The organism is Pseudomonas corrugata, from assembly GCF_001269905.1.
Classification (GTDB): Bacteria; Pseudomonadota; Gammaproteobacteria; order Pseudomonadales; family Pseudomonadaceae; genus Aquipseudomonas; species Aquipseudomonas corrugata.
The window spans coordinates 523,033-538,183 of the sequence record NZ_LHVK01000009.1; the positions used below are offsets into that span (position 1 = coordinate 523,033).

General features: G+C 60.0%; 16 protein-coding genes. 10 read left to right on the top strand and 6 right to left on the bottom strand.

Annotation, left to right across the window (positions count from 1 at the left end; genetic code table 11):
• Positions 1-116: 116 nt before the first annotated feature.
• Both fadD2 and fadD1 read left to right on the top strand, forming a co-directional pair.
• A complete protein-coding gene (fadD2, locus tag AD665_RS16475) occupies positions 117-1,805 on the top strand; it encodes a long-chain-fatty-acid--CoA ligase FadD2 (protein ID WP_053192837.1) in 1,689 nt (562 codons plus the stop codon).
• Between the two features lie 387 nt (positions 1,806-2,192).
• Positions 2,193-3,884 (top strand): long-chain-fatty-acid--CoA ligase FadD1, encoded by a 1,692-nt coding sequence (gene fadD1 / locus AD665_RS16480; RefSeq protein ID WP_024781191.1) that lies wholly within the window; start codon positions 2,193-2,195, stop codon positions 3,882-3,884.
• A 202-nt stretch (positions 3,885-4,086) separates the two neighbouring features.
• Here the strand turns inward: fadD1 and AD665_RS16485 are convergent, their stop codons facing one another.
• Positions 4,087-4,464 carry a hypothetical protein gene (locus AD665_RS16485; RefSeq protein WP_024781192.1) on the bottom strand — a complete coding sequence of 126 codons (378 nt, stop codon included), beginning with the start codon at positions 4,462-4,464 and terminating at the stop codon, positions 4,087-4,089.
• Between the two features lie 237 nt (positions 4,465-4,701).
• Between AD665_RS16485 and AD665_RS16490 the strand changes: the two genes are divergently transcribed.
• Positions 4,702-5,661 carry a YihY/virulence factor BrkB family protein gene (locus AD665_RS16490; protein WP_024781193.1) on the top strand — a complete coding sequence of 320 codons (960 nt, stop codon included), beginning with the start codon at positions 4,702-4,704 and terminating at the stop codon, positions 5,659-5,661.
• Complete coding sequence (gene def / locus AD665_RS16495; protein ID WP_053192839.1) at positions 5,658-6,197, top strand: peptide deformylase; 540 nt, start codon at positions 5,658-5,660, stop codon at positions 6,195-6,197. Before AD665_RS16490 ends, def begins: the two co-directional genes overlap by 4 nt.
• Positions 6,198-6,318: 121 nt before the next feature.
• Here the strand turns inward: def and AD665_RS16500 are convergent, their stop codons facing one another.
• The 3 genes from AD665_RS16500 to gntR form a co-directional block, all read right to left on the bottom strand.
• Positions 6,319-6,741, bottom strand: coding sequence for a GNAT family N-acetyltransferase (locus AD665_RS16500; protein WP_024781195.1), 423 nt, complete (start codon positions 6,739-6,741; stop codon positions 6,319-6,321).
• Between the two features lie 226 nt (positions 6,742-6,967).
• Complete coding sequence (locus AD665_RS16505; protein WP_053192842.1) at positions 6,968-7,522, bottom strand: hypothetical protein; 555 nt, start codon at positions 7,520-7,522, stop codon at positions 6,968-6,970.
• A 153-nt stretch (positions 7,523-7,675) separates the two neighbouring features.
• Entirely contained in the window at positions 7,676-8,707 is a 1,032-nt protein-coding gene (gntR, locus tag AD665_RS16510) for an HTH-type transcriptional regulator GntR (protein WP_024781197.1), read from the bottom strand.
• A 215-nt stretch (positions 8,708-8,922) separates the two neighbouring features.
• Here gntR and AD665_RS16515 point away from each other — a divergent pair, with 215 nt between their 5' ends.
• A complete protein-coding gene (locus tag AD665_RS16515) occupies positions 8,923-9,456 on the top strand; it encodes a gluconokinase (protein ID WP_024781198.1) in 534 nt (177 codons plus the stop codon).
• 92 nt (positions 9,457-9,548) lie between these two features.
• Positions 9,549-10,901 (top strand): GntP family permease, encoded by a 1,353-nt coding sequence (locus tag AD665_RS16520; protein WP_024781199.1) that lies wholly within the window; start codon positions 9,549-9,551, stop codon positions 10,899-10,901.
• Between the two features lie 119 nt (positions 10,902-11,020).
• Here the strand turns inward: AD665_RS16520 and alaC are convergent, their stop codons facing one another.
• Positions 11,021-12,238, bottom strand: a complete 1,218-nt coding sequence (gene alaC / locus AD665_RS16525; protein ID WP_053192844.1) for an alanine transaminase — start codon at positions 12,236-12,238, stop codon at positions 11,021-11,023.
• Between the two features lie 197 nt (positions 12,239-12,435).
• Between alaC and AD665_RS16530 the strand changes: the two genes are divergently transcribed.
• Both AD665_RS16530 and AD665_RS16535 read left to right on the top strand, forming a co-directional pair.
• Complete coding sequence (locus AD665_RS16530; RefSeq protein WP_024781201.1) at positions 12,436-13,098, top strand: LysE family translocator; 663 nt, start codon at positions 12,436-12,438, stop codon at positions 13,096-13,098.
• A gap of 79 nt (positions 13,099-13,177) precedes the next feature.
• On the top strand, positions 13,178-13,666 hold the full coding sequence (locus tag AD665_RS16535) for a GyrI-like domain-containing protein (protein WP_053192846.1): 489 nt from the start codon (positions 13,178-13,180) through the stop codon (positions 13,664-13,666).
• Here the strand turns inward: AD665_RS16535 and AD665_RS16540 are convergent.
• The gene (locus AD665_RS16540) at positions 13,653-14,156 is read right to left on the bottom strand and encodes a GNAT family N-acetyltransferase (protein WP_024781203.1); all 504 of its coding nucleotides are present in this window, start codon (positions 14,154-14,156) and stop codon (positions 13,653-13,655) included. The two genes, AD665_RS16535 and AD665_RS16540, sit on opposite strands and share 14 nt — an antisense overlap.
• A 142-nt stretch (positions 14,157-14,298) precedes the next feature.
• Between AD665_RS16540 and AD665_RS16545 the strand changes: the two genes are divergently transcribed.
• On the top strand, positions 14,299-14,733 hold the full coding sequence (locus AD665_RS16545) for a YybH family protein (RefSeq protein WP_024781204.1): 435 nt from the start codon (positions 14,299-14,301) through the stop codon (positions 14,731-14,733).
• A gap of 65 nt (positions 14,734-14,798) precedes the next feature.
• Positions 14,799-15,143 (top strand): YciI family protein, encoded by a 345-nt coding sequence (locus AD665_RS16550; RefSeq protein WP_024781205.1) that lies wholly within the window; start codon positions 14,799-14,801, stop codon positions 15,141-15,143.
• The last annotated feature ends 8 nt before the right edge of the window (positions 15,144-15,151 follow it).

The following is a 15,151-nucleotide window of genomic DNA, read 5'->3' on the forward strand; positions in this document are numbered from 1 at the left end:
GACACAAATTGGCATATTTGCCTGATTGACCAGAGCTGCTAGTGTCCCAAGAGCTCCGCTTCCGCGAGCAATCGGAAGCGGCCCCGGGATAGGTTCAGGTAAAGAGGACAAAAACAATGCAGCCTGATTTCTGGAATGACAAACGCCCGGCCGGCGTGCCCTCGGACATCGACCTGGGGGCCTACAAATCGGTCATCGAGGTGTTCGAGCGTTCCTGCAAGAAATTCGCCGACCGTCCGGCGTTCAGCAACATGGGCGTGACCCTCACCTATGCCGAACTCGAGCGCTGCAGCGCGGCGTTCGCCGGTTACCTGCAAACCCATACCGATCTGGTTCCCGGTGACCGTATCGCGGTGCAGATGCCCAATGTCCTGCAATACCCGATTGCCGTGTTCGGTGCCCTGCGCGCCGGGCTGATCGTGGTCAACACCAATCCGCTGTACACCCCGCGGGAAATGCGCCACCAGTTCAAGGATTCCGGCGCCCGGGCGCTGGTGTACATGAATCTGTTCGGAAGCAAGGTCCAGGAGGTGATGCCCGACACGGACCTGCAATACCTGATCGAAGCGAAGATGGGCGACCTGATGCCCACCGCCAGGGGCTGGCTGGTCAACACCGTGGTCAACAAGGTCAAGAAGATGGTTCCGGCTTATTTGCTGCCCCAGGCCATTTCGTTCAAGAGCGCCTTGCGCCTGGGGCGTGGCCAGGCCATCAAGCCACTGAACGTCTGTCTCGACGACATCGCCGTGCTGCAATACACCGGCGGCACCACCGGGCTGGCGAAGGGCGCGATGCTGACCCATGGCAACCTGGTGGCGAACATGCAACAGGCCAGGGCATGCCTTGGGCAGTTCGGCGACGACGGCCAGCCCCTGCTGCGCGAGGGCCAGGAAGTGATGATCGCGCCGTTGCCGCTTTATCACATCTACGCATTCACGGCGAACTGCATGTGCATGATGGTCACCGGCAACCACAACGTGCTGATCACCAACCCCAGGGACATCGGCGGCTTCATCAAGGAACTGAAGAACTGGCGTTTTTCGGCCCTGTTGGGACTCAACACATTGTTTGTGGCGCTGATGGACCATCCGGATTTCAAGACCCTGGATTTCTCCAGCCTCAAGCTCACCAACTCCGGCGGCACCGCGCTGGTCAAGGCCACGGCCGACCGTTGGGAGCAGCTCACGGGTTGCCGTATCACCGAAGGCTATGGCCTGACCGAAACCTCCCCCGTGGCCTGCACCAACCCTTACGGCAAGAGGTCGCGACTAGGCACGGTGGGGCTGCCGGTGCCAGGCACGCTCATGAAGGTGATCAGCGACGACGGCATCGAACAGGCCTTGGGCGAGCGAGGCGAACTGTGCATCAAGGGACCACAGATCATGAAAGGCTACTGGAATAAACCTGAAGCCACTACCGAGGTTCTGGACAGCGAGGGTTGGTTCAAGTCCGGTGACATCGCGGTGATCGACCCGGACGGTTTCGTGCGGATCGTCGACCGCAAGAAAGACATGATCATCGTCTCGGGTTTCAACGTGTACCCCAATGAAATCGAAGACGTGGTGATGGCCCATCCGAAGGTCGCCAATTGCGCGGTGATCGGCGTGCCGGACGAACGTTCAGGGGAGGCGGTGAAACTGTTCGTGGTGCCGCGGGAGACGGGCGTCAGCCTCGAAGAACTCAAGGCCTACTGCAAGGAGAACTTCACCGGCTACAAGATACCCAAGCACATCGTATTGCGAGAGTCGCTGCCGATGACACCGGTGGGCAAGATCCTGCGCCGGGAGCTGCGTGATATCGCTTGATGTAGACCTAGCGCAAACCCTTGTGGGAGCGAGCCTGCTCGCGAAAGCGGTGGATCGGTCATGGGAATATTGGCTGACACACCGCTATCGCGAGCGGGCTCGCTCCCACATGGGCTTCAGGGGTTTAAACAAAAAAGAAAGCCGAATTCAGAACGTTCCTACAAGTTCGTAGAATTTTTACTCTAAAAATGACCATTGAATATTCTTGAGTCTTGCGAGTGACCATGTCGGCCACTTTTGGCTCTAGTCGACCCTTGGCAAAGCTGCTACTCTCGGCGCGCTTTTGTGACTTCTCGGCCTTCATCCAAGCCAGATTCACCAACAAACACACCAATAATAATCGCATCAAATGCGGTGAGAATTCGCGTTGCTGAGGAGTGGGCTTCCATGTTCGAAGACTTTTGGAAGGATAAGTACCCAGCTGGGATTGCTGCCGACATCAATCCAGACGAGTATCCGAATATTCAGGCGGTGTTGAAGCAGTCCTGCCAACGCTTCGCCGACAAGCCGGCATTCAGCAATCTTGGCAAGACGATCACCTACGGTGAGCTGTACGAATTGTCCGGGGCCTTTGCCGCGTATCTGCAACAGCATACCGATTTGCAGCCGGGCGATCGAATCGCCGTGCAATTGCCTAACGTCCTGCAATACCCGGTGGCGGTGTTCGGAGCGATTCGCGCCGGCCTCATCGTGGTTAATACCAACCCGCTGTATACCGCGCGGGAGATGGAGCACCAGTTCAACGACTCCGGCGCCAAGGCGCTGGTGTGCCTGGCAAACATGGCACACCTGGCCGAGACCGTAGTGCCGAAGACCGGCGTCAAGCACGTCATCGTCACCGAGGTTGCCGACCTGTTGCCGCCGCTCAAGCGACTGCTGATCAACAGCGTTATCAAGTACGTGAAGAAGATGGTCCCGGCGTATCACCTGCCCAAGGCTGTCAAGTTCAACGACGTGCTGAGCAAGGGCCATGGCCGGCCAGTCACCGAAGCCAACCCGGGCAGCGACGAGGTGGCCGTGTTGCAGTACACCGGTGGCACCACCGGCGTGGCCAAGGGCGCGATGCTGAGTCACCGCAACCTGGTGGCGAACATGCTGCAGTGCAAGGCGCTGATGGGCTCCAACCTCAATGAAGGTTGCGAAGTGCTGATCACGCCGCTACCGCTGTACCACATCTATGCCTTCACCTTCCATTGCATGGCGATGATGCTGATCGGCAACCACAACATCCTGATCAGCAACCCGCGCGACCTTCCGGCGATGGTCAAGGAACTGTCCAAGTGGAAGTTCAGCGGTTTCGTCGGCCTCAATACCCTGTTCGTGGCGCTGTGCAACAATGAAGGCTTCCGCAAGCTGGATTTCTCCGCGCTGAAAGTTACCTTGTCCGGGGGCATGGCCCTGCAACTGGCCGCTGCCGAGCGCTGGAAAGCGGTCACCGGCTGCCCGATCTGCGAAGGTTATGGCATGACCGAAACCAGTCCGGTGGCCACGGTCAATCCAATCCAGAACATCCAGATCGGCACCATCGGCATTCCGGTGCCGTCGACGCTGTGCAAGGTCATCAATGATGCGGGCGTCGAACTGCCTCTGGGCGAAGTCGGCGAGTTGTGTGTGAAAGGTCCGCAGGTGATGAAGGGCTACTGGCAGCGGCAGGAAGCCACCGACGAAATCCTCGACAGCGAGGGCTGGCTCAGGACCGGTGACATCGCAGTGATCCAGCCGGATGGCTACATGCGCATCGTCGATCGCAAGAAAGACATGATCCTGATCTCCGGTTTCAACGTGTACCCCAACGAGCTGGAAGATGTGCTGGCGACCTTGCCGGGCGTACTGCAATGCGCCGCCATCGGTGTACCGGACGAGAAATCCGGCGAGGCGATCAAGATTTTCATCGTCGTCCGGCCAGGCGCCACGTTGACCAAGGAGCAGGTGATGGAGCATATGCGTGCCAACGTTACCGGCTACAAGGTGCCCAAGGCCGTCGAGTTCCGCGATGCGTTGCCGACCACCAATGTGGGCAAGATCCTGCGACGTGAGCTGCGGGATGAAGAGCTCAGGAAGTTGGGTGTGAAGAAGTGAATTGCGTGTAAACAAAAAGCCCCGCCGAAGCGGGGCTTTTTGTTAGGGCGACTACTTGAAGCAAGGCCGTGTGGGAGTGAGCTGTGGGAGCAAGGCTTGCCTGCGATGAAGTTGATTCGGTCTGCTTAGCGTCGTGGTGCCTTCATCGCGGGCAAGCCTTGCTCCCACATAATCCCCCAGCTACATACGTCGGCGGCCGGTGTCACAACCTGAACTGCGCAAAATCCAGGTTGGTGCCCCCCGGTCGCAGGTCTTGCAGGTACGAATCCCTGTCGGCGCTCAGTTCCAGGCTCAGGGCTGCCTTGCGCTTGCCCTGGTTGCGCACTTCCAGGCCTTCCATTTTTTCCCGCAGGAATACGGTCGGCACTTTCAGGTGCAGCAATTCGTCGCTGGCCGGGGTGTGCAGGAGCAGATGAATCCATTCGTACTGGCCGACCGCCAGGCGGGTCACCGGGATGTTGAACCAGAAGATGTTGCGGTTGCGGTTCAATTCGCTGAAGTGGCAGTTGTTGACACCCAGGACGGCACCGCCCAGTTCCTGGTTCCTGCGGGCGATGGCCTGCTTCTTATCGAGTTTCATAACGTTCCTACGGGATTAAAGCTTCGGGCCGCAGCCTGAATACGTGGAGCATTCTCGACGGTTGCCGGACAAACATAAAGCCCCGCCGGTGCGAAGAATGAAACTTGCGTTATGCGGCATGGGTCAATTCTGCGTCGGGATGAGATTGTCCCAAAGTCGCCAAACAGGCTACTTTGAGGTAAAAAACGCCCCTTGAGTCGCCATGCGACCCCTTTTTTGCGGCGAAAGGAGACGCTCATGATATTTCCGGACATGAAAGGCTTGCCTCTGCATCGTGTGATGATGCGTACGGTGACCGAGTTTCTCGACGACGAGATGTCTACCTATGCCTCGGCACTGGCCTACCAGATGCTGTTTTCCCTGTTTCCCTTCATTCTCTTCCTGATAGCGCTGATCGGTTTCCTGCATCTGCCGGATTTCTTCTCGTGGCTGCGCCTGCAGTCTGAACTGGTGTTGCCGCCCCAGGCGCTGGAGCAGGTCAACCCGGTGATCGACCAGCTCCAGCAATCCAAGGGCGGGTTGCTGTCGGTGGGTATCGTGGTCGCCTTGTGGACGGCCTCGGCGGGGGTGCGGCTGATGATGAGCGCCATGAATGCCGCCTACGATGTGGTCGAGGGACGCCCCGCCTGGAAGCGCTTTCCGCTGTCGATTTTCTACACGGTCGGTATCGCTGGCATGCTGCTCGTCGCGGCGGCGCTGATGGTCCTCGGGCCACAGGTGATGGAGTGGATTGCGGCCCAGGTCGGGCTGGAGGAATTCATTGTCACGCTCTGGACGATCGTGCGCTGGCCGGTGATCGTGATCCTGTTGATGGTAGCCGTAGCATTGATCTATTACGTGATGCCTGACGTCAAGCAGGAGTTTCGCTTCATCACCCCAGGCTCTGTGCTGGCGGTGGTGGTCTGGATCATTGCCTCCCTGGGCTTCGCTTTTTACGTCAAGACCTTTGCCAACTACAACGCCATGTATGGCAGTATCGGCGCGATCATCGTGTTGTTGCTGTATTTCTATATCTCGGCGGCGGTGTTGCTGTTGGGGGCGGAGATGAACGCGGTGATCGAACACATGTCCGCCGAAGGCAAGGACCCCGGTGAGAAGGTTCCAGACGAGCACTGGAAGCACCATGTATCAGGGCTGGGGCGCGACCACTCCATCAAACCGGACACTGATCCGAACGCAGGTGAAGCCCGACCATGATTCGAGAAATCCTCAAGATGGGCGATGCGCGCTTGCTGCGTATTGCTCCGCCGGTTCCGCCGCAGATGTTCGACACCCCAGAGCTGTGGCAATTGATCGACGACATGTTCCAGACGATGGAAAGCGTCGGAGGTGTCGGTCTGGCGGCGCCGCAGATCGGTGTGGACCTGCAATTGGTGATTTTCGGCTTCGAACACAGCGAGCGTTACCCCGATGCGGAGGCCGTGCCCCAGACCATCCTGATCAACCCGCTGATCACGCCGCTGAGCCCGCTGATGGAAGAAGGCTTCGAAGGCTGCCTGTCGGTACCCGGCCTGCGAGGAGCGGTCGATCGCTATCAGCATATCCGCTACGAAGGCTTCGATCCCAAGGGCGAGCCGATCGTGCGGACAGCCTTGGGCTTTCATGCGCGGGTGGTACAGCATGAGTGCGACCACCTGATCGGGCGCTTGTACCCGTCGCGTATCACCGACTTCAGCAAGTTCGGGTTTACCGAGGTCATGTTTCCGGATCTGGATCCGACAGCCGACGACTGAACCTTCACCTCAATCACCTGTGGGAGCGAGCCCGCTCGCGATAGCGGTGGGTCAGCTGCATCGTTGTGGAATGTCCCGCCGCCTTCGCGAGCAGGCTCGCTCCCACAGAGATTGGGGGGCATCAGGACCGGCTTCCCGGCTCCAGCCCCATCGCAATCATCGGCTTGCTGCGAGCATACCGGCTCAGGCGCTCGGCCATCGCATAGGGCAGGGCGGGATCGAAAGTGAAGCCGTGCCGCTCATAGAACCCACGCAGCTCCGGGTGGCAGAACAGCCACACCGGTGCCTCCACGGCTTTCACCGCTTCGCTGATCAACCCCGCCGCGATACCTTTGCCGCGGTATGCCTGGTCGACGAACAGCCCCGTCAACCAGTGTCCACCCGACACCGATCGCAGGCACAGGGCGGCGACGATGTCATCCTGCCTCGCCACCCATAGCTGCGCGTCACGCACGGCTTTCATCGAGGACTGATGGGCGCGGTAGAACTTGTTCATCAGCGGCCACAGCGGTTCATCGAGCAGCGCAAAGCGGATTTCGGACATGGCAACGTCGTGGAGGGGAAGGAGGGCAGATTATAAAGGAACACGTTTCGATAAACCTGTGGGAGCAAAGCTTGCTCGCGATTGCGGTAAGTCAATCACCAGCAATGCTGACGGGTCTGTCGCTATCGCGAGCAAGCTTTGCTCCCACAGGTTTTGCGTCGTTTGATCCTTAACTGACTGGTATTAGGGCTAACCCCGGCGCCTCATCTGCTGGCCGCCGGCAGGCTCAGAGGGACGTGAGGAGCATCGCCGCGGCCGGATCCTTATCGCCCGTGTCGCGGCGTTCCTGGGCCTTTTCCACCTGCGCCATTGCGGACTTGTCCTGCATGCGCTGGGCAATTTCCTGGCCGACCGCCAGTTGCTTCTCGGGTGGCATCGCCTCGTATTCTTCTTCGCTGATGCCCATCTCCGCGAGCACGGCCTCACGCAGGCGCTCTTCGGGCGTTTTGCTCATGTAGTCCTTGAAGTCCTTCAGCGCCGAACTGTCGGTCGCGCGCGCCGTGGCATCCTGGGACGCCACGGTCTGCAACTGCACGCGGGTCTTGGCGAACGCCTCATCGACGTTGTCGCTGATGGCGGTGGTTGCATTGACCTGTTGCGTGGCCTGCTGGATGACGGACTCCCGGACCTGGGCATCACCCTGGCTGGCCTGGGCCTGGACGTTATCGCGCAACGCTTGCAATGCGGCGCTTTGCAGGCCGCTGGCTGCGTCGGCGGTCGGGTCCTCGCCCGGACGTTTGAGCGGCAGAATCATTGCTTGCTGTTTGGCACTGACCAACATGATGGACACCTGCAGGTAATGGCTGATCGATGGGCAGGAGCAATTCCCATGCCGACACCGGGCACCTCAGGTTTCAAGGGCAGCGGGGATACGGGGCGAGACGAAGCGGCCAGGCCTTGCCGTTGACCGGCAGGGATCGACCGCATCAAGGACTCAGGTGCTCTCGCGAATCTTGAGCTCGAAGCCCATGTCCACCACGGGTTGGGCGATGCGATTGCCGGCCATCAACGTCAGCATCTGTTCGGCGGCACGACGGCCGATGGCCTCCCGTGGTGTGCTGATGCTGCTCAGGCGCGGCACCATGTGGGCCGAGGCGGGCAGGTCATTGAAACCGAGAACCGAGATCTGTTCGGGAATCCTGATGCCACAGCGCAAGGCTTCGAACAGGGCGCCATGGGCGAGGTCGTCGTTGCCAAAGAAGATCGCATCGACATCCGGGTGGCTGGCCAGCAGTTGCAGGAACAGTTCGCCACCCAGGCCCACCGATGACGGGCGCGGTGTCAGTAGTTCCAGATCCGGGTCGTACAGCCCGGCCTGCTGCAGGGCCCGGCGGAAGCCTTCGCCACGCAATAAAGTGCGCTGGTCCAGTTGTGCGCCGATGTAGGCCAGGCGCCTGCGACCACGGGAGATCAGGTGCTCGGCGGCCGTCTCGCCGGCTTTGAGCTGGGAAAAGCCGACGCAGTTGAGCCCCGCCCCAGAGTCCAGTTCCATCATGTAGACACACGGAATGTTGCTGGCCTCGATCATGCGACGGGCGCTCTCGGTGCGATCGAAACCGGTCAGCAGCAGGCCTCGGGGCTGATAGGCCATGTAGTTGCGCAGCAGGTCTTCTTCTTCGTCCCGGGAGTAGTGATAGTTGCCGATCACCACTTCGAAGCCCTTGGGCCTCAAGACACGATGAATGGCTTCCAGGGTGTCGATGAACAGCAGGTTGGACAGCGACGGCACCAACACCACCACCGAATGGCTCTGGGCCGAAGCCAGGGCGCGGGCGGCGGGGTTGACGACATAGTTGAGTTCCTGGGCCGCCTGTCGGACTTTTTCCACCAGGTCAATGGCCACGGTACTGACGCCGCGCAGGGCTCGGGAGGCGGTGATAGGGCTGACACCGGCCAGGCGTGCGACTTCGTTGAGCGTAGGGCGACCGGTGGTGCGGGTATTCTTATCGTTCTTGTGGACGGTCATCAGGTGGCTTGCCAAACAAAAATCAAGGCACTAAGGTAGCGCTGTCTCGACGCGGCTGCAAATGCGCGAGTGGGGTTTGCCTGAATCCCATCCGTTGGTGTCGCGGACGAAAAATGCTGCAACCACAAAAATGACAAGAAGGCGTCGGCAACTTCTGCTTTTGCTGCGGTGTCATAACTGGCAAAGGTAGCGCTGTCTGCGCGCTGAGGTGTTACATGAACAATCCCATCACCGCCCTGGTCATCATGGGCGTTGCCGGTTGCGGCAAGACTTGCGTCAGCCAGGCCCTGTGCCAACTGAGCGGCGCCACCGCCATCGAAGGCGACACGTTCCACCCCGCGGCCAACATCCAGAAGATGAGCGCCGGTATTCCCCTGAACGACGACGACCGTGCCGGCTGGCTCGACAGCCTGTGCGACGAGTTGCGCCGTGTCGACGCCAAGGGCGAGCGCCCGGTGTTGACTTGTTCGGCCCTCAAGCACAGTTATCGCGAACGTCTGCGCAGCGCCTTGCCTGGCCTGGGCTTCGTCTTCCTGGAGCTGACACCCGAGGTGGCGGCTGACCGGGTTTCCCACCGCCCCGGCCATTTCATGCCCTCGACCCTGATCGACAGTCAGTTCGCCACCCTTGAATCTCCCGTCGGCGAGCCGTTGACCCTGGCCCTGGATGCGTCCAGCCATGACGTCGATGAGCTGGCTCGCCAGGCTTACACCTGGTGGGTGGAACATGGTCTGAAGCTGGCCAGTTGAATACCAAGCATTTTGCGTCAGAAAGATAGCGCTGTCCCGGCGGCGTACAAATAACTGCTTCAATAACAACAACAAATCAGGAGACACCTCCCATGTTTGGCATGTCCCACGAGACGTTCCTACTGCTCGATGCAGTAGTCACGGTGATTGGACTCATCCTCCTCATCACCCAGTTCAAATTCCACCCCTTCATTGCCCTGACCATCGCTGCCGCGTTTCTCGGCCTGACGTCGGGCATGCCAATCGGCACCATCATCAAGGCCTTCCAGGACGGTTTTGGCGGCGTGCTGGGCTTCGTCGGAATTATCCTGGCCCTGGGCACCATGCTTGGCAAGATGATGGCCGAATCGGGCGGGGCCGATCAGATCGCCCAGACTCTGATCCGTGCCTTCGGCAAGGACAAGGTGCAGTGGGCCATGATGTTCGCCGCGTTCCTGGTGGGTATCCCGCTGTTCTTCGAAATCGGTTTCGTGCTGCTGATCCCGCTGGTGTTCATCGTGGCTCGTCGTACCGGTGTGTCGATCATCAAGATCGGCATCCCGCTGCTCGCCGGCCTGTCCGCAGTGCACGGCCTGGTGCCGCCGCATCCAGGACCGCTGCTGGCCATCGGCGTGTTCGGTGCCGACATCGGCAAGACCATTCTCTATGGTCTGATCGTCGCGTTGCCGACCGCCATCATTGCCGGTCCGATTTTCGGTACGTTCATCGCCAAGCACATCCCCGGCCACGCCAATCAGGAACTGCTCGATCAATTGGCCCGTGAGCCCGAGGCCAAGGAGCTTCCGAGCTTCGGCATTACCCTGGTCACCGTGCTGCTGCCGGTGTTCCTGATGCTGCTCAAGACCTTTGCCGATGTGGTGCTGCCGGACGGCAACATCTTCCGCACCTTCATGGACCTGATCGGCCACCCGATCTCGGCACTGTTGCTGGCCTTGCTGCTGTCGCTGTACACCTTCGGCCATCGCCAGGGCATCGGTTCCAACCAGATTCTGAAGTTGCTCGACGCGAGCCTGGCGCCGACTGCCGCGATCATCCTGATCATCGGTGCCGGTGGTGGTTTCAAGCAGATGCTGGTGACCAGTGGCGTGGGTGACGTGATCGGCCATATGGCCGTGAGCGCGCAGATTTCACCGATCCTGCTGGCCTGGCTGGTCGCGGCGGTGATTCGTATCGCCACCGGCTCGGCCACCGTCGCAACCATTACCGGTGCGGGCATCGTGGTACCCGTGGTAGGGATGATTCCGGGCGTAAACCGTGAACTGCTGGTGCTGGCGACCGGTGCCGGTTCGTTGATTCTGTCTCATGTCAACGACGCGGGCTTCTGGCTGGTCAAGCAGTACTTCAACATGACCGTGGCCGAAACCTTCAAGACCTGGACGGCAATGGAAACCATCCTGTCGGTGGTGGGGTTGGTCTTTATCCTGTTGCTGTCGCTGGTAGTCTAAAGGTCCGGCATAAACGACTGTGGGAGCGAGCCTGCTCGCGATGACGGTATGTCAGTCAGCATCAATGCAACTGACCCACCGCTATCGCGAGCAGGCTCGCTCCCACATTGGGTTTTGTATCAGGCGTTGGTCTTGCCGACCAACCCATCCGCCCGGAACATCGCCCGGATCCCACGTACAGCCTGGCGGATCCGGTCCTGGTTCTCGATCAGCGCAAAGCGCACATGATCATCCCCGTACTCCCCGAACCCTACTCCCGGCGAGACGCAGACCTTGGCTTCGGCCAACAGCTTCTTGGCAAACTCCAGTGAGCCCAGGTGGGCATAGGCCTCGGGAATCTTCGCCCAGGCGTACATCGACGCCTTGGGGTTTTCCACCATCCAGCCCAGTTCATGCAGGCCCTTGACCAGCACATTGCGACGCTGGCGGTACTGCTCGGCGATGTCGCGCACGCATTGCTGATCGCCTTCCAATGCGGCGATAGCGGCCACCTGCAATGGGGTGAAAGTGCCATAGTCGTGGTAGCTTTTGATCCGCGCCAGGGCGCTGACCAATTCCGGGTTACCGACCATGAAACCGATGCGCCAGCCAGCCATGTTGTAGCTCTTGGACAGGGTGAAGAACTCCACCGCAATGTCTTTCGCGCCGGGTACCTGCATGATCGATGGTGCTTTCCAGCCGTCATAGACGATGTCGGCATAGGCCAGGTCGTGGATCACCAGCACGTCGTACTGCTTGGCCAGGGCAATGACCCGCTCGAAGAAGTCCAGCTCCACGCACTGGGCGGTGGGGTTGGACGGGAAGCCCAGGATCATCATCTTCGGCTTGGGAATCGAACCGCGAATGGCTCGCTCCAGCTCGTCGAAGAAATCCACCCCCGGTATCAGCGGCACCGAGCGCACCTGGGCGCCGGCGATCACTGCGCCGTAGATGTGGATCGGGTAGCTGGGGTTGGGCACCAATACTGTGTCGCCCTGGTCCAGGGTCGCCAGCATCAGGTGTGCCAGGCCTTCCTTGGAGCCGATGGTGACAATGGCTTCGCTTTCAGGATCGATGTCCACCTCGTAGCGGTCCTTGTACCAGCGCGAAATGGCGCGGCGCAGGCGCGGGATGCCTTTGGAGGTGGAGTATCCATGGGTGTCTTCACGCTGGGCGACGGTGACCAGTTTTTCCACGATGTGTGGGGGCGTGGCGCCGTCGGGGTTACCCATGCTCAAGTCGATGATGTCTTCGCCGCGCCGACGCGCAGCCATCTTCAGCTCGGCAGTGATATTGAATACGTAAGGGGGGAGTCGATCGATGCGCGCAAAGCGGCGCGGCGAACCTTGTTCGGCCATTGTTGCCTCGAGATACGTGAGCGCCCGGAACCGTCCGAGCGACGTTGGCCACTGCGGTGGCCTGCGGCGCAAGATAATGGCCGCCATGGCCGCTTGTCCAGTGGCGGCCCACAACTATTTTCGACGACACTGTCGACCCGTCCGTGGAATGCGTGCGGACTGCTCAATTCGCCATACCCAACCCGAACGGAATGATGATGGAATTTTCCAGCGGTTTTTTGCTGAGTCTCTCCCTGTGCCTGGACATCGGCATCGCCAATATTGCGATGATCACGCTCGCCATGCAGCGTGGCTATTTCCAGGGTTTCGCCTTGGGGCTGGGGACCTGTGTGGGGGACCTGGTCTACGCAGTGCTGGCCTTGGCCGGCATGACGGTGTTGCTGCAATACGAAACGGTGCGCTGGGTGCTGTGGATTGGCGGTTCCGTCCTGTTGCTGTACTTCGCGGCGAAAATGGTTCATTCAGCGATTTACCACGGCGCAGTGCTGGAGCAGACGGGCGAGGTACAGGGCAACTCCTCTGGCCAGGAATTCCTGCGCGGGATCTTCCTGGCCATGTCATCCCCCAGCGCCATCCTCTGGTTCGCGGCCGTGGGCGGTACGCTTATCGCCCGCTCCGGGGGTGGCACCGTGCTCAGCTCGGTACTTTTCCTCGGTGGTTTCCTCAGCGCCGGACTGTTGTGGAGTGCCGGCCTGTGCCTGGCGGCGACCCAGGGTGGAAAATTATTGGGGGATAAATTGCTGCGTTATTCCTATTGGGCATCCGCTGCGATCTTCTGTTATTTCGCTGTTTACGTGATCGTTTCTGGCTATAACGAGTTTGTAGGGGCTTCTGGAGCGACGCTGGTTCCTGGGGCCTGATAAGTGAAACGGCCCTGGCAATCATGGTTTGGCTTCTATACTGCCAGACCCGACCTCATGATTTGCGGAGTGTTGACGCATGGAAAAGCCCCAACGCGATTACACAGCCGAGCCACGCTTCGAACACGGAAACTTTCACCTTATCGCCGGTTTTGGCGGTCGTTTCACTCAGGTGACCGCCCAGGAGATTCCCCTGCTCTGGGAAAAGTTCCTGCCCTGGCTCGGCAACGTGCCAGGGCAGAAAAGCGAAGTCACCTACGGTGTGTGTTGCAACCCGGACGGCCAGGGCGGGTTCGAATACATCGCCGGGGTGGAGATCAGTCGACTCGATGATCTGCCGGAACAATACCGCTGGATCGAAATCCAGCCCGCTCACTATGCGGTGTTCGAACACCGTGGGCCATTGAAAACCCTGCCGGACACCTTTCACTACATCTGGAATGTCTGGTTGCCTCAATCGGGTCACGAGGCCGCGGACGCTCCTGAGTTCGAACGCTACAGCGAAGATTTCAACCCCAGGACCAGCGAGGGCACGCTGGAGATCTGGATACCGCTCAAACGTCGGTAGAGCCCGGGAGCATCAAGCCCATCCGCCGCTCATAACCGATGCGGCCCTTATAGGCCTCGCCACAGTCAACCCAGCCCATTTGGGTATACAGGCCGATGGCCGATTCGTTACCGGCATCGACCGAGAGCTCCAACCCCCTGATTTCCGGCCAGGCCGCACGTGCCACGGCGGGCAGTGCCTGCAGGCAGGCCCTGCCGTGGCCCTTGCCCTGGGCCCGGTGATCGACCTGCAGGGCATGCAGGGTCGCGCTGTGTTCATCGGCCCAGGCGGGTAGCACGGGCGGACGTTTGAGCAACAGGAACGCCACCGGCGCGCCTTCGACCAGCAACGCAAAACCCTTGACTCCCGGGCAGGGCCGGGACAGCAGCATGTGCAGTGCACCATGGATATCTCCGGCGAACCGTACCTGTTCGGGAAGGATCTCGATGGCCTCCACCTGTTGGCGCTGGACAGCGTTCAGATGTTCGTAGGCGACAAGTTGAGCAGTCAAAGTAACGTCCGTTGTCCGCCGGCAGGATGAGGGCTGGATTCTAGCGAACTTTCTTTCTTGAATTATTTTTATCCGGGATGTCGATTCGTTGTTCCCCGGGACGACAAAGGGGGTCTTCAACAAGAAACTGTGGAGAATCACCATGAATACCCAAGCCACCGAAACCGAAATCCAGGCCCTGATCGACACCTATCGCCAGGCCGTAATGGCCAAGGACGTTGAGAAAGTCATGGCGCTCTATGCCGACGACATCGTCTCGTTCGATGCCATCCAGGCCTTGCAATTCAAAGGCAAGGTTGCCTATCGCGCCCATTGGCAGGCCTGTATGGAAATGTGCCCCGGCCCGCACAAGTTCGACTTCCATCAGGTCAAAATCAACGTGGCGGACAGCATTGCCTTCGCTCATTGGCTAGCCTATTGCGGCGGCACCAACGACAAGGGCGAAGAACAGGCGTGCTGGATGCGCGTGACGGCCTGCTATCAACGTGTGGCGGGACAGTGGAAGATCGTCCATGAACACTGGTCGGCACCGTTCGATCCGATGGCGGGCACGGCGATCTTCGATCTTCAGCCCTGATCGTCGTTTTTCGCCACCTCGTCCTTCTGCCGTCATAGTTGACGCGTTCGATCCCGGAGTTTTCCATGAAGTACTTATGCCTGGTGTATAGCAACGAACAAACGCTGCACAACTCGCCCGACAGTCCGGAGGACGCCGAGTGCATGGCCTACGCTGAGTCGATCCAGGGCAGCGGGCGAATGATCGCCGCCGAGGCCCTGGAGTCGGTGCAGACCGCGACCACCGTGCGCATGCGCGGCGGCAAGCTGTCGATCACCGACGGGCCGTTCGCCGAAACCAAGGAGCAACTGGCGGGCTTCTACCTGATCGACGCCAAGGACTTGAACGAGGCCATTCAGGTCGCCGGCAACATTCCGGCGGCCCGGGTCGGTTGTGTCGAAGTCCGACCAGTGCGCCAATTGAACCCCTGAACAACAAT

Excerpts from the sequence above, each read along its gene's own strand:
- AD665_RS16515 (WP_024781198.1), top strand. The coding sequence starts at position 8,923 with ATGAACAATCCCATCACCGCCCTGGTCATCATGGGCGTTGCCGGTTGC.
- gntR (WP_024781197.1), bottom strand. The coding sequence starts at position 8,707 with ATGACCGTCCACAAGAACGATAAGAATACCCGCACCACCGGTCGCCCT.
- def (WP_053192839.1), top strand. The coding sequence starts at position 5,658 with ATGATTCGAGAAATCCTCAAGATGGGCGATGCGCGCTTGCTGCGTATT.
- AD665_RS16500 (WP_024781195.1), bottom strand. The coding sequence starts at position 6,741 with ATGTCCGAAATCCGCTTTGCGCTGCTCGATGAACCGCTGTGGCCGCTG.
- AD665_RS16530 (WP_024781201.1), top strand. The coding sequence starts at position 12,436 with ATGGAATTTTCCAGCGGTTTTTTGCTGAGTCTCTCCCTGTGCCTGGAC.
- alaC (WP_053192844.1), bottom strand. The coding sequence starts at position 12,238 with ATGGCCGAACAAGGTTCGCCGCGCCGCTTTGCGCGCATCGATCGACTC.
- AD665_RS16545 (WP_024781204.1), top strand. The coding sequence starts at position 14,299 with ATGAATACCCAAGCCACCGAAACCGAAATCCAGGCCCTGATCGACACC.
- fadD2 (WP_053192837.1), top strand. The coding sequence starts at position 117 with ATGCAGCCTGATTTCTGGAATGACAAACGCCCGGCCGGCGTGCCCTCG.
- AD665_RS16520 (WP_024781199.1), top strand. The coding sequence starts at position 9,549 with ATGTTTGGCATGTCCCACGAGACGTTCCTACTGCTCGATGCAGTAGTC.
- AD665_RS16550 (WP_024781205.1), top strand. The coding sequence starts at position 14,799 with ATGAAGTACTTATGCCTGGTGTATAGCAACGAACAAACGCTGCACAAC.
- AD665_RS16485 (WP_024781192.1), bottom strand. The coding sequence starts at position 4,464 with ATGAAACTCGATAAGAAGCAGGCCATCGCCCGCAGGAACCAGGAACTG.
- fadD1 (WP_024781191.1), top strand. The coding sequence starts at position 2,193 with ATGTTCGAAGACTTTTGGAAGGATAAGTACCCAGCTGGGATTGCTGCC.
- AD665_RS16535 (WP_053192846.1), top strand. The coding sequence starts at position 13,178 with ATGGAAAAGCCCCAACGCGATTACACAGCCGAGCCACGCTTCGAACAC.
- AD665_RS16490 (WP_024781193.1), top strand. The coding sequence starts at position 4,702 with ATGATATTTCCGGACATGAAAGGCTTGCCTCTGCATCGTGTGATGATG.
- AD665_RS16505 (WP_053192842.1), bottom strand. The coding sequence starts at position 7,522 with ATGTTGGTCAGTGCCAAACAGCAAGCAATGATTCTGCCGCTCAAACGT.